The organism is Streptomyces showdoensis (assembly GCF_039535475.1).
GTDB lineage: Bacteria > Actinomycetota > Actinomycetes > Streptomycetales > Streptomycetaceae > Streptomyces > Streptomyces showdoensis.
Map to the genome: position 1 here is coordinate 664,396 of NZ_BAAAXG010000028.1, position 23,249 is coordinate 687,644.

General features: G+C 72.9%; 16 protein-coding genes. 4 read left to right on the forward strand and 12 right to left on the reverse strand.

Features of this window, described 5'->3' with window-relative positions; translation table 11 throughout:
- Positions 1-6: 6 nt before the first annotated feature.
- The 7 genes from ABD981_RS37620 to ABD981_RS37650 all read right to left on the reverse strand — a co-directional run bounded on the left by ABD981_RS37620 (position 7) and on the right by ABD981_RS37650 (position 10,796).
- A complete protein-coding gene (locus ABD981_RS37620) occupies positions 7-585 on the reverse strand; it encodes a TetR/AcrR family transcriptional regulator (RefSeq protein WP_046905408.1) in 579 nt (192 codons plus the stop codon).
- 88 nt (positions 586-673) lie between these two features.
- The gene (gene serA, locus ABD981_RS37625; RefSeq protein ID WP_046905407.1) at positions 674-2,263 is read right to left on the reverse strand and encodes a phosphoglycerate dehydrogenase; all 1,590 of its coding nucleotides are present in this window, start codon (positions 2,261-2,263) and stop codon (positions 674-676) included.
- Positions 2,264-2,499: 236 nt separating this feature from the next.
- Positions 2,500-3,501 (reverse strand): ketol-acid reductoisomerase, encoded by a 1,002-nt coding sequence (gene ilvC, locus ABD981_RS37630; RefSeq protein ID WP_046905406.1) that lies wholly within the window; start codon positions 3,499-3,501, stop codon positions 2,500-2,502.
- Between the two features lie 128 nt (positions 3,502-3,629).
- Positions 3,630-4,157: an acetolactate synthase small subunit gene (gene ilvN, locus ABD981_RS37635; RefSeq protein ID WP_046905405.1), complete on the reverse strand. Its 528-nt coding sequence runs from the start codon at positions 4,155-4,157 to the stop codon at positions 3,630-3,632.
- 40 nt (positions 4,158-4,197) lie between these two features.
- Positions 4,198-6,051 (reverse strand): acetolactate synthase large subunit, encoded by a 1,854-nt coding sequence (locus tag ABD981_RS37640; protein WP_046905404.1) that lies wholly within the window; start codon positions 6,049-6,051, stop codon positions 4,198-4,200.
- A gap of 240 nt (positions 6,052-6,291) precedes the next feature.
- On the reverse strand, positions 6,292-9,171 hold the full coding sequence (locus tag ABD981_RS37645) for a putative bifunctional diguanylate cyclase/phosphodiesterase (protein WP_205628094.1): 2,880 nt from the start codon (positions 9,169-9,171) through the stop codon (positions 6,292-6,294).
- Between the two features lie 662 nt (positions 9,172-9,833).
- On the reverse strand, positions 9,834-10,796 hold the full coding sequence (locus ABD981_RS37650) for a 2-hydroxyacid dehydrogenase (RefSeq protein ID WP_205628090.1): 963 nt from the start codon (positions 10,794-10,796) through the stop codon (positions 9,834-9,836).
- Between the two features lie 142 nt (positions 10,797-10,938).
- On the opposite strand from ABD981_RS37650, the gene ABD981_RS37655 reads away from it, so the two are divergent.
- The 3 genes from ABD981_RS37655 (at position 10,939) to ABD981_RS37665 (ending at position 13,332) form a co-directional block, all read left to right on the forward strand.
- Entirely contained in the window at positions 10,939-11,877 is a 939-nt protein-coding gene (locus ABD981_RS37655) for an aldo/keto reductase (RefSeq protein ID WP_345530558.1), read from the forward strand.
- A gap of 92 nt (positions 11,878-11,969) precedes the next feature.
- Positions 11,970-13,106 carry a PQQ-dependent sugar dehydrogenase gene (locus tag ABD981_RS37660; RefSeq protein WP_046905402.1) on the forward strand — a complete coding sequence of 379 codons (1,137 nt, stop codon included), beginning with the start codon at positions 11,970-11,972 and terminating at the stop codon, positions 13,104-13,106.
- Between the two features lie 13 nt (positions 13,107-13,119).
- Complete coding sequence (locus ABD981_RS37665) at positions 13,120-13,332, forward strand: DUF6191 domain-containing protein (protein ID WP_046905401.1); 213 nt, start codon at positions 13,120-13,122, stop codon at positions 13,330-13,332.
- Here the strand turns inward: ABD981_RS37665 and ABD981_RS37670 are convergent.
- The 5 genes from ABD981_RS37670 to ABD981_RS37690 form a co-directional block, all read right to left on the reverse strand.
- Complete coding sequence (locus ABD981_RS37670; protein ID WP_046905400.1) at positions 13,329-16,397, reverse strand: helix-turn-helix transcriptional regulator; 3,069 nt, start codon at positions 16,395-16,397, stop codon at positions 13,329-13,331. The genes ABD981_RS37665 and ABD981_RS37670 overlap by 4 nt on opposite strands.
- Before the next feature lie 7 nt (positions 16,398-16,404).
- Positions 16,405-16,578: a cytochrome c biogenesis protein ResB gene (locus tag ABD981_RS37675; RefSeq protein ID WP_165590875.1), complete on the reverse strand. Its 174-nt coding sequence runs from the start codon at positions 16,576-16,578 to the stop codon at positions 16,405-16,407.
- Between the two features lie 180 nt (positions 16,579-16,758).
- Positions 16,759-17,316: a GNAT family N-acetyltransferase gene (locus tag ABD981_RS37680; RefSeq protein ID WP_046905399.1), complete on the reverse strand. Its 558-nt coding sequence runs from the start codon at positions 17,314-17,316 to the stop codon at positions 16,759-16,761.
- Positions 17,294-19,549 (reverse strand): MMPL family transporter, encoded by a 2,256-nt coding sequence (locus tag ABD981_RS37685; RefSeq protein ID WP_046905398.1) that lies wholly within the window; start codon positions 19,547-19,549, stop codon positions 17,294-17,296. Before ABD981_RS37685 ends, ABD981_RS37680 begins: the two co-directional genes overlap by 23 nt.
- A 143-nt stretch (positions 19,550-19,692) precedes the next feature.
- The gene (locus ABD981_RS37690; protein WP_046905545.1) at positions 19,693-21,801 is read right to left on the reverse strand and encodes a phosphocholine-specific phospholipase C; all 2,109 of its coding nucleotides are present in this window, start codon (positions 21,799-21,801) and stop codon (positions 19,693-19,695) included.
- 239 nt (positions 21,802-22,040) lie between these two features.
- Between ABD981_RS37690 and ABD981_RS37695 the strand changes: the two genes are divergently transcribed.
- Positions 22,041-23,249, forward strand: a complete 1,209-nt coding sequence (locus ABD981_RS37695; RefSeq protein WP_165590874.1) for an acyltransferase family protein — start codon at positions 22,041-22,043, stop codon at positions 23,247-23,249.

A 23,249-nucleotide genomic window follows, 5' to 3' on the forward strand; every position in this document is an offset into this window, starting at 1 on the left:
GGATCGTCAGTCCCGCTCCCCCATCAGCACCTTCAGCCCCGCCGTGAGGTCGTCGGCGCTCGGGGCGGTCTCCGGGTCGACGACCCACTGGATCATCACGCCGGTCGCGAGGGCCTGGAGGAGGAGGCCGGCGACGCGCGCCTTCTCGGGGTCGGCCTCCGGGTCGATGCCGAGCATGCCCTCGGCCATGCCGAGCCGGCCCTCCCGCTGCGGCTCCTTGATCGCCTCGCGGAGCTTCTCGTCGTCGTCGAGGCGGGTGACGACCTCGGTCTGGAGCTTCCACACCGGGCGGCTGCCCTCGGCGGCCCCGACCAGCGGCTCCCAGACGGCGCGGAAGCGCTCGTACGGATCGGCCGGGAGCTTCGCGGCGCCCTCGGCGTCGGCCCCGCCGACCCGCTCGCCCCACTCCTCGGTGAGGGCGAGGAAGGCCTGCTGGAGCAGGGCGTCCTTGGAGCCGTAGTGGTAGCCGATGGAGGCGAGGTTGGTGCCCGAGGCCGCCACGACGTCACGGGCGGTGGTGCGGGCGTAGCCCTTCTCCAGCAGGCAGCGCTTGGCGCCTTCGAGCAGGTCTTCCTTGTGTCCCATGGACAGCACTGTACCCGGCCGATAGACGTCCGTGTAAGACGAACGTCTATGAGCCGGGTACGGAGTGTGCGCCCCAGGGTCCCCGGGGTCAGATCAGGTTGACCGAGCGGGCCGAGGCGGCGCCGATCTCCTCCGAGATCTCGGCGATCACGGCCGCCGGGACGGTGTCGTCGACGGTGAGCACGACGAGCGCCTCGCCGCCCTCCTCCGTACGGGAGACCTGCATGCCCGCGATGTTCAGACCGGCCTCGCCGAGGATCCGGCCGACCGTGCCGACGATGCCCGGGCGGTCCTCGTAGCGCAGCACCACCATGTGGTCGGCGAGCGCCAGGTCCACGTCGTAGTCACCGACCGCGACGATCTTCTGCAGGTGCTTCGGGCCCGCCAGCGTGCCGGAGACCGAGACCTCCTGGCCGTCCGAGAGGGTGCCGCGCACGGTGACCACGTTGCGGTGGTCGGGCGACTCGGAGCTGGTGGTGAGACGGACCTCGACACCGCGCTCCTGCGCGAACAGCGGGGCGTTCACGTACGACACGGTCTCGTCGACCACGTCCTCGAACACGCCCTTGAGCGCCGAGAGTTCGAGCACCTTCACGTCGTGCTGGGTGATCTCGCCGTACACCTCGACGTCGAGGCGCACCGCGACCTCGCCGGCCAGCGCGGTGAAGATCCGGCCGAGCTTCTCGGCCAGCGGCAGACCCGGCTTCACGTCCTCGGCGATGACGCCGCCCTGGACGTTGACCGCGTCCGGGACCAGCTCGCCCGCGAGCGCCAGGCGCACCGAACGGGCCACCGCGATGCCGGCCTTCTCCTGGGCCTCGTCGGTGGAGGCGCCCAGGTGCGGGGTGCAGACGACCTCGTCGAGCTCGAAGAGCGGCGAGTCGGTGCAGGGCTCCTTCGCGTACACGTCGAGGCCCGCGCCGGCGACCCGGCCCTCCTTGAGCGCCGAGTACAGCGCCGCCTCGTCCACGATCCCGCCGCGCGCGGCGTTGACGATCCGGACCGAGGGCTTGACCTTGTGCAGCGCCTCGTCACCGATGAGACCGATGGTCTCCGGGGTCTTGGGCAGGTGGACGGTGATGAAGTCGGCGACCTCCAGGAGCTCGTCCAGGGCCAGCAGCTTCACCCCCATCTGGGCGGCGCGGGCCGGCTGCACGTAGGGGTCGTACGCGACGATCTTCATGCCGAACGCGGACATGCGCTGGGCGACCAGGACGCCGATGCGGCCGAGGCCGACGACGCCGAGGGTCTTCTCGCTGAGCTCGACGCCCGTGTACTTCGAGCGCTTCCACTCGCCGTTCTTCAGCGCGGTGTTGGCCTGCGGGATGTTGCGCGCGGTGGCGACCAGGAGGCCGCAGGCGAGCTCGGCGGCCGTGACGATGTTGGAGGTCGGGGCGTTCACGACCATCACGCCGGCCTTGGTGGCGGCGGAGACGTCCACGTTGTCCAGGCCCACGCCGGCGCGGGCGACGACCCGGAGCTTCTTCGCGGCGGCGATGGCCTCCGCGTCGACCTTGGTCGCGGAACGGACGAGGATGGCGTCGACGTCGGCGATCGCGGGGATCAGCTCGGCGCGGTCCGCGCCGTTGCAGTGCCGGATCTCGAAGTCCGGGCCCAGTGCGTCGACGGTGGCGGGCGACAGCTCTTCAGCGATGAGTACGACAGGTTTCGAGCTCACGTGAGTCCTCACAGATCCAGTGCGGACGGCCGTCCCGACGGCCGCAGGCGTGGAGGGGGCTTGCCGCGTGAAAGCGCACGACGCTGTGGGCCTGACGCGTATGTTGTTGAGCAGTGTAGTGGTGCGTCGGCGCAGCTCGTACGCCTCGTTGGAAGGATCACCCGTCCGTGGTTGGACGGGGTGTCCAACGATGTGGCACGGGGCCGGACACCCTGTCCGGCCCCGCACCGAGGGGCTTACGCCTCCTCGTCGTTCACCCAGCTCATGAGCTTCCGCAGCTCCTTGCCGGTGGTCTCCAGGAGGTGCTGCTCGTCCTGGGTCTTGTACTCGTTGTACTTCTTCAGACCGCCGTGGTACTCGTCCATCCAGTTCTTGGCGAAGGTGCCGTCCTGGATGTCGGTGAGGACCTTCTTCATCTCGGCCTTGGTGGCGTCGGTGATGATCCGCGGGCCGGTGATGTAGTCGCCCCACTCGGCGGTCTCGGAGACGGACCAGCGCATCTTCTCCAGGCCGCCCTCGTACATGAGGTCGACGATCAGCTTCAGCTCGTGGAGGCACTCGAAGTAGGCGATCTCCGGCTGGTAGCCGGCCTCGACCAGGGTCTCGAAGCCCGCCTTGACGAGCGCGGAGGCGCCACCGCAGAGGACGGCCTGCTCGCCGAAGAGGTCGGTCTCGGTCTCCTCGGTGAAGGTCGTCTTGATGACGCCGGCGCGGGTGCCGCCGATGGCCTTGGCGTAGGAGAGCGCCAGCGCGAAGGCGTTGCCCGTCGCGTCCTGCTCGACCGCGGCGATCGCGGGGACGCCGCGGCCCTCCTCGTACTGACGGCGGACCAGGTGGCCCGGGCCCTTCGGGGCGACCAGGGCGACGTCCACGTTGGCCGGGGGCTTGATGAAGCCGAAGCGGACGTTGAAGCCGTGGGCGAAGAACAGCGCGTCGCCGTCCTTCAGGTTGTCCTTGATGGACTCCTCGTAGACCTGGGCCTGGATCGGGTCCGGGATCAGGATCATGATGACGTCGGCCTCGGCCGCGGCCTCGGCCGGGGTGACCACGCGCAGGCCCTGCTCCTCGGCCTTGGCCTTGGACTTGGAGCCCTCGTGCAGACCGACACGGACGTCGACACCCGAGTCACGGAGCGACAGCGCGTGGGCGTGGCCCTGGCTGCCGTACCCGATCACGGCGACCTTGCGGCCCTGGATGATGGACAGGTCGGCGTCGGCGTCGTAGAACAGCTCGGCCACTGGGTATCTCCTTGAGGTGCTGGTGTTGCGTCCCACCGTACGGCGGGGTGCGGGAGGAAGGATTTCGGGTCTCGCCAGGCGGACCGCCGGATGGACCGGCGGTCAGCGCCCGTTGACGGTCGGGAGTGTCACGCGCTGCGGTCGAGGGCCCGCAGGGACCGGTCCGTGATGGACCGGGCGCCACGCCCTATGGCGATGGTGCCGGACTGCACGAGCTCCTTGATGCCGAACTGCTCCAGCATCTTGAGCATCGCTTCGAGCTTGTCACTCGAACCGGTGGCCTCGATGGTGACCGCCTCGGGCGAGACGTCCACGGTCTTCGCGCGGAACAGCTGGACGATCTCGACGATCTGGGAGCGGGTCTCGTTGTCGGCGCGGACCTTCACCAGGACGAGCTCGCGCTGGATCGCGGCGCTGGGCTCGAGTTCGACGATCTTCAGGACGTTGACCAGCTTGTTGAGCTGCTTGGTCACCTGCTCCAGCGGCAGGTCCTCGACATTGACCACGATGGTGATGCGGGAGATGTCGGGGTGCTCGGTGACGCCGACGGCGAGCGAGTCGATGTTGAAGCCGCGGCGGGAGAACAGGGCGGCGATCCGGGCGAGGATGCCGGGCGTGTTCTCGACCAGGACGGAGAGCGTGTGCTTGGTGGACATGGTGTGGGTCTCTTCCCTTGGCTCTTCAGCTCTTCGCTCGTCAGTCGTCTTCGCCGTCGCCGAAGTCGGGGCGGACGCCCCGCGCGGCCATGACCTCGTCGTTGGAGGTGCCGGCGGCGACCATCGGCCAGACCTGGGCGTCCTCGTGGACGATGAAGTCGATCACGACCGGGCGGTCGTTGATGGCGTTGGCCTGCTCGATGACCTTGTCCAGGTCGGCAGGGTCCTCGCAGCGCAGCGCGACACAGCCCATGGCCTCGGAGAGCTTCACGAAGTCCGGGATGCGGGTGCCCCGCGCCTGCGGGTTGACGTCGTCCGGGCCGGAGTGCAGCACGGTGTTGGAGTAGCGCTGGTTGTAGAACAGCGTCTGCCACTGGCGGACCATGCCCAGGGCGCCGTTGTTGATGATGGCGACCTTGATCGGGATGTTGTTCAGCGCGCAGGTGACCAGTTCCTGGTTGGTCATCTGGAAGCAGCCGTCGCCGTCGATCGCCCAGACCGGACGGTCCGGCCGGCCCGCCTTGGCGCCCATCGCGGCCGGGACCGCGTAGCCCATCGTGCCGGCGCCGCCGGAGTTGAGCCAGGTGGCCGGCTTCTCGTAGTTGATGAAGTGCGCGGCCCACATCTGGTGCTGGCCGACGCCGGCCGCGTAGATGGTGTCGGCGGGGGCGAGCTCGCCGATGCGCTGGATGACCTGCTGCGGCGACAGGCTGCCGTCCTCCGGCAGGTCGTAGCCGAGCGGGTAGGTCTCGCGCCAGCGGTTGAGGTCGCTCCACCAGGCGGTGTAGTCGCCCTTGTGGCCCTCGCTGTGCTCGGCCTGGACGGCCTGGACCAGGTCGGCGATGACCTCGCGGGCGTCACCGACGATCGGGACGTCGGCGGCGCGGTTCTTGCCGATCTCCGCCGGGTCGATGTCGGCGTGGACGATCTTGGCGAAGGGGGCGAAGCTGTCCAGCTTGCCGGTGACGCGGTCGTCGAAGCGGGCGCCGAGGGCGACGATCAGGTCGGCCTTCTGCAGCGCGGTGACGGCGGTGACCGCACCGTGCATGCCCGGCATTCCCACGTGCAGCGGGTGGCTGTCGGGGAACGCGCCCAGGGCCATCAGGGTGGTGGTGACCGGGGCGCCGGTGAGCTCCGCGAGGACCTTCAGCTCGGCGGTGGCGCCGGCCTTCAGGACGCCGCCGCCGACGTACAGGACGGGGCGCTTGGCGCTGGTGATCAGCTTGGCGGCCTCGCGGATCTGCTTGGCGTGCGGCTTGGTCACCGGGCGGTAGCCGGGCAGGTCCGTGGTGGGCGGCCAGCTGAAGGTGGTCTTCGCCTGGAGGGCGTCCTTGGCGATGTCGACCAGGACCGGGCCCGGGCGGCCGGTGGAGGCGATGTGGAAGGCCTCGGCGATCGTCCGCGGGATGTCCTCGGCCTTGGTGACCAGGAAGTTGTGCTTGGTGATCGGCATCGTGATGCCGCAGATGTCCGCCTCCTGGAAGGCGTCCGTGCCGATCGCCTTGGAGGCGACCTGGCCGGTGATCGCGACCAGCGGGACGGAGTCCATGTGCGCGTCGGCGATCGGCGTGACCAGGTTGGTGGCACCGGGGCCCGAGGTCGCCATGCAGACGCCGACCCTGCCGGTGGCCTGCGCGTAGCCGGTGGCGGCGTGGCCCGCGCCCTGCTCGTGGCGGACCAGGACGTGACGCACTCGCTTCGAGTCCATCATCGGGTCGTACGCCGGCAGGATCGCCCCGCCCGGAATGCCGAAGACGGTGTCGGCGCCCACTTCCTCGAGCGAACGGATGAGGGACTGCGCACCCGTGACGTGCTCGACGGTGGTGGCGGGCTGCGCGCCGTTACGGGGCCGCGGCTGCGGATGGTGCCCGGTGGCCTGCTCGGTCATCAGCATTCTCTTCTCGAAGCAGAGGGTTTGTGCGAGGGGGTGTGCGAGGCGTTTTGCGAGGGTTCGGTACGACTTCGGGGTGATCCGGTGCAACAAAAAACCCCTCGTGCCGGGAGGCAAGCGAGGGGAGCGCGTCGGGTGCGTTACAGGCGGGCCTTCTCTGGCCCTGCCTCAGCCGACGCGCTTTCCAAGTACGAGAATTCGGGTGCGCATGGCACTGACCCTCCCCCCGCGGCGCGGTCACTGTCAAGTGGGTGGGACGGGCGTCTCATTATTTGAGCGGATCGAGGGACGGTTTCCGGCGCTCACGCGGACGGGTCCGGGCAGCGGGTACTCGTCCCGCACCAGCGCCCGGCGCAGCCGGTACTCGTCCAACGGGCCGGCGAAGGCCATGCCCTGACCATGGGTGCAGCCCATGGAACGCAGGGCGAGCACCTGCTCGGGCACGTCCACCCCGTCGGCCACGGACTGCATGCCGAGGTCGCCGGCGATGCGCAGCAGACCGCTGGTGATCTTGCGCAGTCTGGCCGATTCCACGACGCCCTCGACCAGACCCCGGTCCAGCTTCAGTATGTCGACGGGGAGCCGCCGCAGGGCGCTGATGGCGGCGTGTCCGCTGCCGAATCCGTCCAGGGCGATCTTCACGCCGAGCCGCCGCAGGGCGGCCAGCCGCTGCTCCAGCTCGTCGAAGTTGACCCGGGGGTCGCGGGGGTCGCTCTCCGCCAGCTCGATGACGAGGGAGCCGGAGGGCAGGCCGTGCCGGGTCAGCAGGGACTCGATGGAACCCGGCGGCAGGGAGCGGTCGAGCAGCCGGCGCGCGGAGAGCCGGATGGTGACCGGGGTGCGATGCCCGATGCCGGCCCGCTCGGCGGCCTGCTCGACCGCCTCTTCGAGCAGCCAGCGGCCCAGCTCGGCGATGCGCTCGCTGTCGTCGGTGACCCGCAGGAACTCGGCCGGGGTGAAGAGGATGCCCTGGGCGGAGCGCCAGCGGGCCTGGGCGGCCACGGCGCTGATCCGGCCGGTGCTCAGGTCCACGACCGGCTGGTGCAGCAGCGCGAACTCGCCGTCGTGGAGCGCGGTGCGCAGCCGGGCGGCGAGCTCGGTGCGGCGGACGATCTCGGCCTGCATCTGCGGGGCGTAGAGCTCGACGCGGTCCTTGCCGGCGGCCTTGGCCCGGTACATGGCGAGGTCGGCGTTGCGCAGCAGGTCCCCGGCGCTGATGCCGGGCTCGGCGAAGGCGACGCCGATGGAGGCGGCGACCCGCACCTCGTTGGCGGCGTCGATGCGGTACGGCTGGGAGAGGGTCACGCGCAGCCGGTCGGCGATCTCGTACACCTGGCACTCGCGGGCGGCCCGGTCCCGGTTGCCGTCGCCGAGGATGAGCGCGGCGAACTCGTCGCCGCCGAGCCGCGCGGCGGTGTCCCCGGCCCGTACGGAGTCCTGGAGGCGGCGGGCGGCCTGGACCAGCAGCTCGTCGCCCGCCTGGTGGCCCAGGCGGTCGTTGACGCCCTTGAAGCCGTCGAGGTCGATGAAGAGCACGGCGGTGCCGGGGTCGGAGGAGCGGCGGCCGCCGAGGGCGCCCCGGACCCGCTCGGTGAACAGCGCCCGGTTGGGCAGGTCGGTGAGCGGGTCGTGCTCGGCGTTGTGCCGGAGCTGGGCCTGGAGGCGGACGCGCTCGGTGACGTCCCGGCTGTTGAAGATCAGGCCGCCCTGGTGGCGGTTGACGGTGGACTCGACGTTGAGCCACTCGCCGCGGCCGGAGCGGAAGCGGCACTCGATCCGGGTGGTGGGCTCCTCGGAAGGGGCCGCGGCGAGGAAGCGGCGCACTTCGTGGACGACGCCGCCGAGGTCCTCGGGGTGGATGATCGAGGCCAGCTCGGAGCCGATCAGGTCCTCCGCCTCGCGCCCGTACACCCCGGAGGCGGCGGGGCTGACGTAGCGGAGTATCCCGGTGGGCGCGGCGATCATGATGACGTCGCTGGAGCCCTGCACGAGGGACCTGAAGTGGTTCTCCTTCTGGGCCAGTTCGTGGGTGAGGGCGATGTTGTCCAGCAGCATGATGCCCTGCCGGAGGACCAGGGCGAGCACGACCGTGCAGCCGGTGAGGACGACCACGCGGTCCACTCTGCGTCCCTCGACGACGTTGTACAGGATGCCGAGCGTGCAGACCGCCGCCGCGAGGTACGGGGTGAGGGCGGCGAGCGACCCGGCGAGGGGCCGGCTGTGCGGGTGCCGGGCGCGGGCGGCGGCCGGGTCCACGGTGCGGCGGGCGCCCCAGGGCGCGTAGGCGAGCAGCAGCGAGCCGGCGAACCAGCCGGCGTCGAGCAGCTGGCCGGAGCTGTAGTGCTCGCGCAGCAGCGGCGAGGTGAACAGGGCGTCGCACAGCACGGTGAGCGCGAGGGCGGCGATGGCGGTGTTGATCGCCGAGCGGTTGATGTGGGAGCGGCGGAAGTGCAGGGCGAGCACCATGCTGACGAGCACGATGTCGAGCAGCGGGTAGGCGAGGGAGAGCGCGGAGCGGGCCACGCTCTCGCCCTCGGCGACCTCGACGCGCGCGGTGTGCGCGAGGGCGAGGCTCCACGAGAGGGTGAGCAGGGAGCCGCCGATGAGCCAGGCGTCGAGCGCGAGGCAGACCCAGCCGGCCCGGGTCACCGGTTTCTTGGCGAGGACCAGCAGGCCGACGATGGCGGGCGGGGCGAAGAGCAGGAAGCAGAGGTCGGCCAGCGAGGGGGTGGGCACCTCGCGGGCGAGCACGACCTCGTACCAGCCCCAGACGGCGTTGCCGGCCGAGGCCATGAAGGAGGAGAAGGCGAAGAGCAGCCAGGCGGGGCGGAAGCTGCCGCGGTGGCCGCGGGCGTAGAGGAAGCAGGAGACGGCGGCGGCGAGCGCCGCGGCGCTCAGTCCGAAGTCGCCCATGACGAGGGCGAGCTCCTCGGAGCCCCAGCCGAGGGCGGCGCCGGTCGCGTACCCCCCGCAGACCAGGCCGAGGCCGATCTGGGTGAGCACTCCCCCGACCCCGGGCCCCTGGCGCCCCGGTCCGGGGGCGGGGCGGCCGAGCCCGGCGGAGTGGACCCCGGCCCCCTCGCTCACGGGCCGGTTCCGGACGAGCGCTCCGGGGGTGCTCACCGCGCCCTCCGGGTCCTCGCCGGGGTGTCCCTGCGCACCGGGCCCGCAGAGGCTCTCGGTCTCCCCGTCGGCACGGGGCACGGCGTGGCCGCAGAAGGCCGCGGAGTCCTCCGGGCGGGCGGCGCAGGAGACCCGGCCGGACCCTTCGCCGAGGCCGGACCCTTCGCCGAGGCCGGGGCCCCCGTCGGGACCGGCGCCGGGCGGCGGGGCCGGCTCGTCCCCCGCGCGGGAGGCGCGGGGGACGGGGACGGCGGGCGCGCGGGCGCCGGGCGGGGCGGGGGCGTCCCCGCCGGGACCGCTCCTGCCGGGACCTGCCATGGCGGAACCTGCCGCGCCGGGACCTGCCGTGGCGGACCGCTCGGGGCCCGGACGGTACGACTGGCCCGGCTGCTCCGGCAGGGCTGCCGCGGGGCGCGGGAGGGGAGTCGAAGGCCCCGCCGCGTCGGATCGTCGCTCGCTCGGCCGTGCTCCACCCGTCACCCCCCTCGGAATCTGATGACCCGTCACTTCGCTCCCCAGCGTCTGCCCGTTCTCGACGCAGTCCCCCGCTCCGGGACGATACACCAGGATCGTCACTCAGGGACAGGGTCGCAGTACTCTCCGTGACGGGTGGGGGGCTCGTGTGCGGCGCGCTCCGGGGGCGCGCGGATCGGGCGGCCGGATCAGGTGGTGAGGACGAGGTTCGCCGGCTCCTCCCCGGCCGCGAACCGGGTCAGCTGCGCGGCCAGCAGGCGCTTGGCGCGCGGCATGAACGCCGAGGTGGAGCCGCCGACATGGGGGCTGACCAGGACGCCGGGGGCGTGCCACAGCGGGTGGCCGGCGGGCAGCGGCTCCGGGTCGGTGACGTCGAGCGCGGCGGTGATCCGGCCGCTCTCCGCCTCCTTCAGGAGCGCCGCCGTGTCCACCACCGGACCGCGGGCCACGTTGACCAGCAGGGCGCCGTCCTTCATCCGGGCGAGGAAGCCTGCGTCGGCCAGGTGCCGGGTCTGCGGGGTGAGCGGCGTGGAGAGCACGACCACATCGGCCTCGGGCAGCAGTGCGGGCAGGTCGGTGAGCGGGTGCACGGGACCGCGCTCGGTGGCACGCGCGGAGCGCGCGACGCGCACGACCCGCGCGCACTCGAAGGGGGCGAGCCGGTCCTCGATGGCCGCGCCGATCGATCCGTACCCGACGATCAGCACCGACTTGTCGGCGAGCGCCGGGTAGAAGCCGGCCCGCCACTCCTCCGCGTCCTGGCCGCGCACGAAGCCGGGGATGCCGCGCAGCGAGGCGAGGATCAGCGCGAGGGTCAGCTCGGCGGTGCTGGCCTCGTGGACGCCCTTGGCGTTGCACAGCCGGACGCCGGGCGGCAGTTCGCCGAGGCCGGGCGTCACGTGGTCGATGCCGGCCGAGAGCGTCTGCACCACGCGGACCGCGCGCATCCCGGCGAGCGGGCGCACCGCGATCTCCTCGCCCTTCATGTACGGCACGACGTAGAAGGCGCAGCGCGCGGGATCGGCCGGGAATTCCGGCCCGCCGTCCCAGAAACGGTAGTTCAGGCCCGACGCGCCCGGCGCGGGAAGTCCCTCGATCTCGTCCGCGGGAATCGGAAGCCACACGTCAGCGGCGGTGTCATCGAACGTCATGACCGGGAGGCTATGCGAAGAATCCCGCGCGCGATTGGTTACTTTGGGGGGCGGCACAGGGAGGGGTACCGGCAGGTGGAGCGCAGGACGATCGGGGGCGGCGGCGCTCGGTGTGGGTGCGGTGGGCCTCGGATGCATGCCGATGAGCTGGGCGTACAGCGGTTCGCAGCGGCGGGGCGACCGCTCGCTGCGGACGGTGCACGCGGCGCTGGACGCCGGGACCAGCCTGCTCGACACCGCCGACATGTACGGCCCCTTCACCAACGAGCTGCTGCTGGGGCGGGTGTTGAAGGAGCGCCGGGCGGACGTCTTCGTGTCGACGAAGTGCGGACTGCTCGTCGGCGGCGACCAGCACGTCGTGGCCAACGGGCGCCCCGGGTACGTGCGCAGGGCCTGCGACGCCTCGCTGCGGCGGCTCCAGACCGACGTCATCGACCTCTACCAGCTGCACCGGGCCGACCCGGAGGTCCCGGTGGAGGAGACCTGGGGCGCGATGGCCGAGCTGGTGCGGGCCGGCAAGGTGCGGGCGCTCGGGCTGTGCGCGGTGGGCGCCCGGGCGACCCGCCGGGGCCGCACGGGCGGCGGCTATGAGGGAACGATCCGGCAGCTGGAGCGGGTCCAGCAGGTCTTCCCGGTGGCGACGGTCGAGGCCGAGCTGTCGGTCTGGTCGCCGGAGGCCCTGGAGCGGCTGCTGCCCTGGTGCGAGGCCCGGGGCGTGGGCTTCCTCGCCGCGATGCCGCTGGGCAGCGGGTACCTGACCGGGACGCTCACGCCGGGCGGCGGCTTCGAGGAGGACGACCTGCGGGCCCGGCACCCGCGCTTCACGGCCGAGATGATGGCGGCCAACCAGCCGCTGATCGCGGGGCTGCGGCGGGTGGCGGCCCGGCACGGCGACGGGGTCACCCCGGCGCAGGTGGCGCTGGCCTGGGTGCTCGGGCGCGGGCGGCACGTGGTGCCGATCCCGGGCGCGAAGCGGGAGCGCTGGGCCGTGGAGAACGCGCGGGCGGCCGGTCTCACGCTCGACGCGGCGGACCTGGCGGAGATCGCCGCGCTGCCGGCGGCCCGCGGCTCCTGGGACTGACGCACCGGACCGCCCGGCGCGGAACCGGGAACTCCGGCGGGCCCCGAGGTGTATTCAGGAGGGGGGACCACCGCCGGGAAGGGACCGGGACCATGGGCCGAGGCCGATTCGTCGTGGGAGGCGCGGCCGGTGCCGTCGCCGTGCTGCTGCTGACCGCCGGGTGCTCCTCCCCGCCGGACGGGGACGAGGGCCGCTCCTCGCCCACGGCCGGCGCGTCCGCCACCGCCTCCGCGAAGCCGACGGCGTCCTCGGCGCCCCCGGGCGTGCGCGTCGCCGGCGTGCTCGCCCAGGACCTGCGCTCCCCGTGGGGGCTCGCCGAGCTGCCCGGCGGGGACCTGCTCGTCTCCTCGCGCGACGAGCGGACCGTCACCCGGATCGACGCCGGGACCGGTCGGAAGACCCCGCTCGGCGAGGTGCCCGGGGTGGTGCCGGGCGGCGAGGGCGGGCTGCTCGGGCTGGCCGTGCGGGACGGCTGGGTGTACGCGTACCTGACCTCGGCGACGGACAACCGGATCGTCCGCATGCGCTACGGGGGCGGGGCGGGCGACCGGCTCGGCGCCCCCGAGCCCGTGCTCACCGGCATCCCGAAGGGCGTGATCCACAACGGCGGCCGGATCGCCTTCGGCCCGGACGGGATGCTGTACGCCGGGACCGGCGAGACCGGCCGGACCGGGCTCGCCCAGGACCGGGGCTCGCTCGGCGGGAAGATCCTGCGCATGACCCCGGAGGGCCGCCCCGCCCCCGGGAACCCCTTCCCGGGCTCCGTGGTCTACTCGTACGGGCACCGGAACGTCCAGGGACTGACCTGGGACCCGGCCGGGCGGCTGTGGGCCGCCGAGTTCGGGCAGGACACCTGGGACGAGCTGAACCTCGTCCGGCCCGGGCGGAACTACGGCTGGCCGGTCGTCGAGGGACGGGCGGGCCGGGCCGGGTTCACGGACCCGGTGGCCCAGTGGGCGCCGGCCGAGGCCTCGCCGAGCGGGATCGCGTACGCCCGGGGGGCGGTCTGGATGGCCGGCCTGCGGGGCGAGAGACTGTGGCGCGTGCCGCTCTCCGGAGCGGAACGTTCCGGAGAGCCCCAGGCGTTCCTGACAGGTGGGTACGGGCGGCTGCGCACGGTCCTGGCGACCGCGGGCGGCTCCCGGCTCTGGCTCGTGACCAGTGAGACCGACACCCGGGGCACCCCCGGGCCCGGTGACGACAAGATCCTCCGGCTGGAGGTCGGGTAGGAGGGCGAGGCGGATGTTCAACCTGATGGAAGAGCTGTTCGCGCCGGGCCGCAAGCACACCGACGACGAGCGGCAGCGGCTCGCCCTGACCCGGGAGGACATGGGCGACGGCGACCCGCACAAGGGCCCGATAGACCTCACCTCGGGCAAGGTCGTGATACGCCTGCCCGGCGCCGCCGGGGAGCCCTCCCCCGCGGCGGACGACCGGGACGAGCCGGCCTCCTAGGAGGCCGGCTCCAGGAGCCGCAGCCGGTGCGCCAGGGCGGCGGCCTCGCCGCGCCCGGCGACGCCCAGCTTGGCCAGGATGTTGGAGACGTGGACGCTCGCCGTCTTCGGCGAGATGAACAGCTCCTCGGCGATCTGGCGGTTGGTGCGCCCCTCGGCGACCAGCCGCAGCACGTCCTGCTCGCGCGGGGTCAGCCCGAAGGCGTCGGCGGCCGGGTCCTCCGGCTCCGGCTCCGCGGCGGCCGCCCCCTCCGGGGCGTGCAGCGGGAGACGGGCACGGGCGGCGAGCAGCTCCACGTCCTCGCGCAGCGGGTGGGCCCCCAGGCGTACGGCGGTGGCGTGGGCCTCGCGCATCAGGGCGGCGGCCTCCTCGCGCCGGCCGCCCTCGGCGAGGAGCGCGTCGGCGAGCCGGTGCCGGGCCCGGGCCAGCTCGTGGGGGCGGTCCAGCGGCTCGAAGGCGGCGACGACCTCGGCCCAGCGCTCGGCGGTGTCCCGGGCCTCGGCGCGGGCCAGCTCGGCGGAGACCTGGAGCGCGTAGGCCTGCCACACGGGCGCCTGGGCGGCCAGGGACCGTACGGAGCGGCGCACCGCGTCCAGGGCGGCGGCCCGGCCCTCGGCGGCGGCCGGCAGCCCGTGGGCGTCGGCCTCGGCGGTGACGGCGACGAGGACCAGCGGCCAGCCGTAGCGGTGGGTGCCGGCCGGGAAGCCGGAGCCGGCCACCGCGGCGAGCTGCGCGCGGACGTCGGCGAGCCGGCCCTCGGCGGCGGCCACGGCGGCGGTCACGTGCGTCATCGGCAGCGTGTACTGCGGGATCGGGTCGCGGGTGCCGTAGCGGGCCGCGGCCTCGGCGAGGCGGGCGGCGGCCGCGGCCGGCTCGCCGCGGCCGATGGCGAGGTGGGCGAGCTGGAGGAGGGCGGTGCCGCCCGGTTTGGAACCGGCTGCCCCGGTGCGGAGCAGCAGCTCGCACTCCTCCTGGACCCGGTCCCACTCGCCGAGCGAGAGCAGCGACTCGGCGAGGTTGGCGCGGACCCAGCCGGCGCTGTCGACCAGGCCGTGCGAGCGGGCCATGGCGATGCCGGTGGCGGCGACCTCGACGGCCTCGCGGGAGCGGCCGAGCCCCTCCAGGGCGGAGGAGATGTTCACCGCGGCGCGGGAGGCCTCGTGGAAGTGGCCGAGCGCCAGGGTGCGTTCGCCGACCTCGCGCATCGCGGCGAGCCCGTTCTCGGTGTCGCCGGCGGACACCATGATGGTGCCGAGGGTGAGCCGGGCGGCGAGTTCGGTGCCCTCGGCCTTGACCAGCCGGGCGTACTCGACGGCCCGTTCGGCGGCGGCGAGGGCGTCGGCGCCGGGCTTGCGGAGCATGCCCCAGCTCGCGGCGAAGGCGAGCACCACGGCGTGCACGGCGGAGGGCGGCAGGCCGCGGACCAGGTCCTGGGCGCGGGCGATCTCGTCCCAGCCGTCGCCGCGGGCGAGGTTGGACTGGAGCCGGGCCCGCTCGACCCAGAACCAGGCGGAGCGCAGCGGGTCCTCGTCCTCGGCGGCGTCCAGCAGCCGGTGGGCCATCTTGCCTATCTTCAGGGCGCGTTCGCGTTCGCCGCAGAGCCGGGCGGCGACGGTGGCCTCGGCGAGCAGGTCGAGATAGCTCAGCGGGGTGTCGGGGTCGCAGCCACAGGACGGGTAGGCCTCGGCGTAGTCCATGGGGCGCAGGCCGCGGCGGACCTCGGCGGGGGCGTCGTCCCACAGCTCCATGGCGCGTTCGAGGAGCCGCAGTTGCTCGGCGTAGGCGTAGCGCTTGCGGGTCTCGACGGAGGCGCGCAGCACGGCCGGCAGGGCGCGGGCGGCGTCGTGGGCGTGGTACCAGTAGGTCGCGAGCCGGTTGGCCCGGGCGTCGGCGCGGACCAGGCCGGGCTCGTCCTCCAGGGCTTCGGCGTAGCGGCGGTTGAGCCGGGAGCGCTCGCCGGGCAGCAGGTCGTCGCTGACCGCCTCGCGGACCAGGGAGTGCCGGAAGCGGTAGCCGTCGCCGTCGGGCGCGGCGAGCAGGATGTTGGCGCCGACGGCGGCCCGCAGGGCCTCGATGAGCTCGTCCTCGGCGAGCCGGGCGACGGCGGCGAGCAGGTCGAACTCGACGGTGGAGCCGCCCTCGGCGACGATCCGGACGACGCGCTGGGCGTCGTCCGGGAGGGCCTCGACGCGGACCAGGAGGAGGTCGCGGAGGGACTCGCTGAGGGAGCCGAGGGCGGTGCCGCAGCCGTGGGAGGCGATGAGCTCCTCGACGAAGAAGGCGTTGCCGTCGGAGCGTTCGAAGACCTCGTCGAGGAGGGCGGGGCTGGGCTCCTCGGCGAGGATGCCGGTGAGCTGGCGGTGCACCTCGGTGCGGGTGAACCGGGAGAGTTCGATGCGCCGGACCGAGCGCAGCCGGTCCAGTTCGGCGAGCAGGGGGCGCAGCGGGTGGCGGCGGTGGATGTCGTCGGCGCGGTAGGTGGCGACGACCACGATGCGGCCGCGGTGCAGGGTGCGGAAGAGGTAGGCGAGCAGGTGCCGGGTGGAGGCGTCGGCCCAGTGCAGGTCCTCCAGGACGAGGACGACGGTGCGGTCGGCGGCGATGCGCTCCAGGAGCCGTACGGTCAGCTCGAAGAGGCGGGCGGTGGCGTCCTCGGCGGCCGGCTCGTGGTGGGCGAGGTCGCCGAACTCGGGGAGGAGCCGGGCGAGTTCGCCCTCCTGCCCGTCGGCGGCGGCGGCGAGTTCCTCGGGGAGCAGCCGGTGCAGCGCGCGCAGGGCGGTGGAGAAGGGGGCGAAGGGCAGTCCGTCGGCGCCGATCTCGACGCAGCCGCCGAGGGCGACGACGGCGCCCTGGGTGCGGGCGAGTGCGGTGAACTCCTCGATGAGGCGGGTCTTCCCGACTCCCGCCTCACCTCCGACGAGCAGGGCCTGGGGCTCTCCCGCGGTCGCGCGGGAGAGCGCCTCGGTGAGGGCGGTGAGTTCGCCGGCCCGGCCGACGAACACGGGGCTCACTGACTTGGTCTCCACGGCGCCGAGCATCGCACAGGCGTCCGCGTTCACACCCATACGGGGGTCACGCGGCCCGGGCGAAGCGGTGCTGGTCGGCGTTCACCCGCCCCTCGGGATCCTGCTTCCTGGCCCAGCGGCGGCCCTTGGCGGTGCGGGCGGCCTCGTGGGCCAGGCGCTCGGCGGCGGCCTCGCGGAGGAGCTCGGCGTGGTGGATGCGGTGGAGTTCGTACTCGAACATGGGGTGCTCCCTGGCTTCTCGGTTTCGGTATCGCTCCTTGCGATGCCTCTACTCTCCTCGGCCAGAGGGGGCGGCCACATCGGGCGGGTGCCGCATGTTCGGCGTACGGGGGGGCCTTAGGCGGCGCCCGGGGGTCCTTAGGCGCCCCGGGGCACCGCCCAGGCTCGGATCCGGTTGGCCCTAGGCCGCCTTGGCGGCCCGCCATTCGGGGGCCAGGACGGACCAGACCTCCATGTCGGCGCGCTCGCCGCGGTAGGGGTAGCTCTGCCGCATGACCCCGTCGCGGCTCATGCCGAGGCGGCGGGCGACGGCGATGCTGGGGGCGTTCGCGGAGGAGACGTGCCACTCGACGCGGTGGATGCCGCGCTCCTCGATCGCCCAGTCGAGGATGACCCGGCAGGCGCGGGTGACCAGGCCCCGGCCGGCGTATCCGGGCTCGACCCAGCAGCCGGCCTCGGCCAGCTCGCTCTCGGTGTCGAAGATGCGGAACATGACGCCGCCGACCAGCTTGCCGTCGACGCGGATGGCGTAGAGCCGGCCGGCGTCGCGGGCGGCCTTGTCGGCGTAGCCCTGGAGGTAGGAGCGGGCCGAGTCGAGGTCGGTGACGATGTCGGGCAGGCCGACGTGGGCACCGATGAACTCCCGGCCGCGGTCCATGTGGTCGAGGAGCTCCTCGGCCTGCCACGGCTCCAGCGGGGTCAGTTCCGCACCGTCGTCACCCAGCGATATCGCGAACATCGTCCTTCTCCCCGGTCTGCTGCACGGTCACTCGTTGCGAGGGGATCTTCGCATGGCCGGCGTCGGCGTCGCGGGCGTCGGCGGCGGCCCGGCACTCCGGGGGTTCGATGCTGATCCGGGGCAGCCTGCGGTCGAGCCAGCGGGGCAGCCACCAGTTCGCGCCGCCGAGCATGTGCATGAGGGCGGGGACGAGGAGGGTGCGCAGGACGAAGGCGTCGAGGGCGACGGCGGCGGCGAGCGCGATGCCGAACATCGCGATGACGCGGTCGCCGGAGAGGACGAAAGCGAGGAAGACGGAGATCATGATGACCGCCGCGGAGTTGATCACGCGGCTGGTCTCGGCGAGGCCGACCCGGACCGCCCGGCGGTTGTCACCGGTCTCCAGCCACTCCTCGTACATCCGGCTGACCAGGAAGACCTGGTAGTCCATGGAGAGCCCGAAGAGCACCGAGACCATGATCACGGGCAGGAAGGGTTCGATCGGCCCGGCGCTGCCGAGGCCCAGGAGCTCGCTGCCCCAGCCCCACTGGAAGATCGCGACGACGATGCCGAAGGCGGAGGCGACGGCCGCGACGTTCATCGCGGCGGCCTTGAGGGGGATGCCGATCGAGCGGAAGGCGAGCAGCAGCAGGACGCAGCCGAGGGCGATGACGACGCCGACGAAGAGCGGCAGCTTGCCGACGATGATCTCGGCGAAGTCGTCGTAGGAGGCCGTGACGCCGCCGACGTGGACCTGGAGCGAGGTGCCGTCCACGGTCTTCGGCAGGACGTCCTCGCGGAGCCGGTCGACCAGCTCGCTGGTGGCCTTCGACTGGGGCGAGGAGTCGGGCACCACGGTGAGCACGGCGGTGTCGCCGGTGCTGTTGTACGTGACCGGGGAGACCGACGCGACGCCGCGGGTGTGCGCGAGGGTGGCGGGCAGCTCGTTGAGGGCCACCTTGTCGGCTCCGCCGTCGAGCGAGGCGACCAGGGTCAGCGGCCCGTTGACGCCGGGCCCGAAGCCGTCGGCGAGCAGGTCGTAGGCCTGCCGGGTGGTGGCGGTGGCCGGGTTGTTGCCCTGGTCGGAGGTGCCGAGGTGGAGGGAGAAGGTCGGCAGCGCGAGCACCAGCATGACGACGGCGGCGACCGCGCCGAGCAGCTTGGGGTGGCGCTCCACGAAGGCGGACCAGCGGGCGGCGAAGCCGGTGGGCAGCTCGGGCTGCGGGCCGTGCTCGGCCAGGTGGCGGCGCTCCCTGCGGCTGAGGGCGCGCATCCCGATGAGGGAGAGCAGCGCGGGCAGCAGGGTGACGGAGGCGGCGACCGTGAGCACGACGGTGAGGGAGGCGGCGATGGCGACGCCGTTGAGGAAGCTGAGCCGCAGGATCAGCATGCCGAGCAGGGCGATGCAGACGGTGGCGCCCGCGAAGACGACGGCGCGGCCGGTGGTGGCGACCGCGGTCCGCGCGGCCTCGGGCACGGACAGGCCGCGTTTGAGGCCCTTGCGGTGCCGGGTGACGATGAACAGCGCGTAGTCGATGCCGACGCCGAGGCCGATGAGCATGCCGAGCATGGGGGCGAAGTCGGCGACGGTCATGACGTGGCCGAGGAGCACGATGCCGGAGTAGGCGGTGCCCACGCTGACCAGGGCGGTCGCGATGGGGAGCGCGGAGGCGGCGAGCGAGCCGAAGGCGACGAAGAGGACGACGGCCGCGACGACCACGCCGACGGCCTCGGCGATGTGTCCGCCGGGGGCCTCGGTGAGGGCGACGGCGCTGCCGCCGAGGGCGACCTGCACGTCGTCGCCGGCGGCTGCTGTGGCGGTGTCGACGAGGGCCTCGGCCTGGCTCTCGGGTATGTCGTCGGCCTGCGCGTCGAAGGCGACGGTGGCGTAGGCGGTGCGCCCGTCCTCGCTGATCTGGCCCTGGGCGGGGCCGTACGGGGAGGTGACGGAGGCGATGCCGGGGAGCTCGGCGACCTTGTCGAGCATGGCGGTCATCCGCTGCTCGACGCCGGCGGCGCGGACGCTGCCGCGGTCGGTGTGCCAGACGATGGTGTCGCTGTCCCCGCCGGCGCCGCGGAAGCCCTGTTCGAGCAGGGCGGTGGCCCGGCCGGACTCGGTGCCGGGGACCTCGTAGTCGTTGGAGTACGCGTTGCCGGCGATCGCCGCTCCGGTCGCGGCCCCGCCGAGGGCGAGGAGCCAGAGGAGAACGGCGACGAGGCGGTGCTTGATGCACCACCGTGCGATGGCTGCCAACGGACGCGCTCCCTGGGTGGATCGGTACTGGCCCCACTGTTACAGCCAAACGTGATCGTTTGCCCGTTTCGTGGCGATCCTCACAGAGTGTCCGGAGCGGGTCGGGACCGAGGTCCCGACCCCTCCGGGACGAGCAGCCCGGACTAGCCGGAGACGCTGGGCCGCCCGTTCTCGATGTGGCCCATCAGGCGCCGGCGGAAGCCGTCGGGGCCGGTCACCTCGACGTCGTACCAGCCGTGGGCGTCGGCCGCGGAGTGCACGACGGTACGGGTCCGGCCGGGCTTGACCGTGACGGTGCGGGTCCAGTCGGCCAGGTCGCGCTCGTCCACGTAGCCGAGCGGCCGGACCGTGAAGGAGATCTTGGCGTCCGAGTCGTTGCGGACGGTGAGGTGCAGGTCGCGGTCGTGGTGGTCGACGCGCGAGGCGAGCTGGGCGCCGCCCGCGGCGGGCCCCTCGAACTCGCGGCGGAAGCCGTTGGGGCCGGTGACCGTGAAGCGGTAGTGGTCCCGGGTCAGGGGGACGGTCCACTCCCCGGTGCCCCGCACGTCCCGGTGCTGCGGGACCGGGAACTCGCCCGCGTACGGGTAGAGGGCGAAGTGCGCGCCGGCCCGGCCGGTGTTCCGCAGCGCCACGGTGACGACGCCGTCGCCGACCGTGGCCGAGGCGTCCGGCTGGTACGGCAGCGGTCGCGCCGGGCGGGTGCCGGGCTCCTGGACGGGCATGGACTGCACCGCCGGGGGCTGGGGGCGCCAGCGACCGGTGAAGGGCGGGACGGGCCCGGGCTGCTCGACGGGCGGCCGGCGGCGGGTGCGCGTGAAGTCGAAGGCGGAGGTGAGGTCGCCGGTGACGGCCCGGCGCCAGGGGGTGATGTTGGGCTCCCGGATCCCGGTCAGCTTCTCCAGGAAGCGGATCACGGAGGTGTGGTCGAAGGTCTCGGAGCAGACGTAGCCGCCGACCGACCAGGGGGAGACCACGAGCAGCGGGACCCGGATGCCGAGGCCGGTGGGCTGGCCCTTCCAGCGCTCGGCGTCGCCGGCCGGGTCGTCGGCGGCCGGGACGGGCGGCGGCACGTGGTCGAAGAAGCCGTCGTTCTCGTCGTAGTTGATCAGGACGACGGTGTGCCGCCAGACCTCGGGATGCGCGCCGAGGGCGTCGAGGACCTTGTAGACGAGGGAGGCGGAGGCGACCGGCGAGGAGGAGCCGGGGTGCTCGGAGTCGATGGCGGAGGGCACCAGGTAGGAGACCTCGGGAAGGGTCCCGGCGGCGACGTCGGCGCGGAAGGCGTCGGCGAGGGTGCCGGTCTCGACCCGGCGCAGACCGCGCTCGAACAGGGAGCGCTCGGCGGCGGTGAGGGTCGCGACGCCCCGCTCCAGGAGGCCGAGCAGGCGGGTCCGCTCGGCGAGGTCGTCGGTGTCGCGGACGGCGGCGTAGAAGGACTCCATGAAGGTGTGCCCGCCGGTGCCGGCGAGGGCCTTGCGGGCGATCTTCTTGAAGCTGGTGAAGAACTCGATGTTGTTGTCGGTGAAGTTCTCCCACTCGGTGTACGTCTTCCAGCTCCGCCCGGCGGCTTCGAGCCGCTCGGCGTAGGTGGACCAGCCGTAGCCGGGGTGGGTGCCCTCCGCGTAGGCGGCGTTGGTGACGGCACGGCTGCCGTCGGCCTCGTGGCCGGTCCAGCCGGACCAGAGGTGGTTGCGGTTGGGGCTGGTGGAGGTGTGGATGGAGGAGTGGTAGGCGTCGCAGACGGTGAAGGTGTCGGCGAGCTCGTAGTGCAGGGGGATGTCCCGCCGGTCGTAGTACGCCATGGTGGCCGCGGTCTTGGCCGAAACCCAACCGTCCATCCACCCGCCGTGCCAGGCCTTCCCGCCACCGCCCCAGGAGTGGTCGAGGTCGCCGATGTACTGGAGGTCCTTCTTCTGCGTCTCGGCCGCGCCCCGCACCGGGAAGGGCAGCACGGTCCGCGCCGACTGCCCGGCCGGGCCGGGCTGCTCGAACACGGAGGCGCCGGAGGGCAGTTCAATGGCATTCCGGTCGCCGAATCCGCGGACGCCGCGCAGGGTGCCGAAGTAGTGGTCGAAGGAACGGTTCTCCTGCATCAGGATCACGACGTGCCGGACCGCGTTCAGCCCCCCGGCGGGCGGCTCCGCGGCCATCGCGGCCTGCAACGACGGCGGCAGCAGCGATCCCGCGGCGGCGACGCCGAGAGCGCCGCCCCCCAGGGCGAAGAGCTTCCTGCGGGAGAGCTCCCGGTTCATCTCCGTGGACAAGACCGACCTCCAGTCGACGACCAATGGTTCTCCGTCGAGCCATTGGGGGGTTACGGCGAGGACGGTAGTGAGACCGGATGACGGAGAGAAGACCCGACGAGGACACGGCGGTGAACGTCCAACGGATCAGCCCGCGAGTCCAAGCGATTTCCGGCCACTCATGGCGGAGGGACAACCATCCGGCGGGGTCACGGGTCGTACGGGGGCAACCGATCCGTGAGGAACACATGAACGCCACGCGTACGACCGAACGACCGACGCCCCCGGACGAACAGGCTCCGGCGCAGGGCTCGGCACGCCCCGCCGGGCCCGCCGCCGGAGCGTCGGTCGGAGCGCCCGCGGGGCCGCCCCGGCTGGCCGTGGTCGACGGGCTGCGCCTGGTCGCGGCGCTCGTCGTCGCCGCGTTCCACTTCCTCGGCACGCCGATGCTCGCCACCTGGGGCGAGTCGCCCAAGGTCTTCGCGTACCTCGTGCACCGGGCGGCCATGTACGGCTGGCTCGGCGTCGAGATGTTCTTCCTCATCAGCGGCTTCGTCATCTGCATGAGCGCCTGGGGCCGCACCCCCGGCGAGTTCGCCGTCTCCCGGATCTCCCGGCTCTTCCCGGCGTACTGGTTCGTGCTGCTGCTGATCGTCGTGCGCGTGGCGGTGATCCCCCTGCGGAACGAGGACCCCGCCAGCCTGCTCCACCCCCGGGAGCTCGTCGCGAACCTGACGATGTTCCCCGGGCCGCTCCGGTCCGACCTGCTCAACGGGGTCGCCTGGACGCTCGACGTGGAGGCCCGTTTCTACCTGCTGATGGTGCTGGTGCTGAAGTTCGGCGCCACGTACCAGCGGATGCTCGGCTTCTGCACCGTGTGGCTGGTGGCCGCCTTCGTCACGTACTCCCAGCGGCTCACCCTGCTCGACCAGTTCGTCCTGAGCACCTACGCGGGGCTCTTCGTCGCCGGGATCGTGCTCTATCTGATGTGCCGTTTCGGGCAGAACCTGATGCTGTGGACCGTGATGGGCCTCGCCTGGGCCTACCAGCTCAGCGTGCTCCAGGTCCGGGTGAACTGGCACCTCGCCACGTCCGGCACCACGAACACGGTCTCCTGGACGCTGAGCGCCCTGCTCCTCACCGCGTTCCTCGGCGTGCTGGTGCTGGCCACGCTCGGCCCGCTGCGGCACGTGCGCCACCGGTGGCTGATCACCGCCGGCGCGCTCACCTACCCGTTCTACCTGCTGCACGTGAGCATCGGCATCCCGTTCGCCAAGGGCCTCACCCACCACGTCCCGGCACTCGGGCACTGGGGCACCCTGGCCGTCACCACCACCTTCGTGCTGCTGCTCTCGTACGGCATCCACCGCTGGATCGAGCGCCCGGTGGGCCGCCTCATGAGACGCGGGCTCCGCCGCGGGCTGAGGCCCGCGGAGAAGCCCGCGTTCATGCACTAG

Bases quoted from the DNA above. Each gene is read 5' to 3' on its own strand.
- ABD981_RS37620 (WP_046905408.1), bottom strand. From the start codon at position 585: ATGGGACACAAGGAAGACCTGCTCGAAGGCGCCAAGCGCTGCCTGCTG.
- ilvN (WP_046905405.1), bottom strand. From the start codon at position 4,157: ATGTCCACCAAGCACACGCTCTCCGTCCTGGTCGAGAACACGCCCGGC.
- ABD981_RS37640 (WP_046905404.1), bottom strand. From the start codon at position 6,051: ATGCTGATGACCGAGCAGGCCACCGGGCACCATCCGCAGCCGCGGCCC.
- ABD981_RS37650 (WP_205628090.1), bottom strand. From the start codon at position 10,796: ATGACGTTCGATGACACCGCCGCTGACGTGTGGCTTCCGATTCCCGCG.
- ABD981_RS37655 (WP_345530558.1), top strand. From the start codon at position 10,939: ATGAGCTGGGCGTACAGCGGTTCGCAGCGGCGGGGCGACCGCTCGCTG.
- ABD981_RS37660 (WP_046905402.1), top strand. From the start codon at position 11,970: ATGGGCCGAGGCCGATTCGTCGTGGGAGGCGCGGCCGGTGCCGTCGCC.
- ABD981_RS37665 (WP_046905401.1), top strand. From the start codon at position 13,120: ATGTTCAACCTGATGGAAGAGCTGTTCGCGCCGGGCCGCAAGCACACC.
- ABD981_RS37670 (WP_046905400.1), bottom strand. From the start codon at position 16,397: ATGGGTGTGAACGCGGACGCCTGTGCGATGCTCGGCGCCGTGGAGACC.
- ABD981_RS37675 (WP_165590875.1), bottom strand. From the start codon at position 16,578: ATGTTCGAGTACGAACTCCACCGCATCCACCACGCCGAGCTCCTCCGC.
- ABD981_RS37680 (WP_046905399.1), bottom strand. From the start codon at position 17,316: ATGTTCGCGATATCGCTGGGTGACGACGGTGCGGAACTGACCCCGCTG.
- ABD981_RS37690 (WP_046905545.1), bottom strand. From the start codon at position 21,801: ATGAACCGGGAGCTCTCCCGCAGGAAGCTCTTCGCCCTGGGGGGCGGC.
- ABD981_RS37695 (WP_165590874.1), top strand. From the start codon at position 22,041: ATGAACGCCACGCGTACGACCGAACGACCGACGCCCCCGGACGAACAG.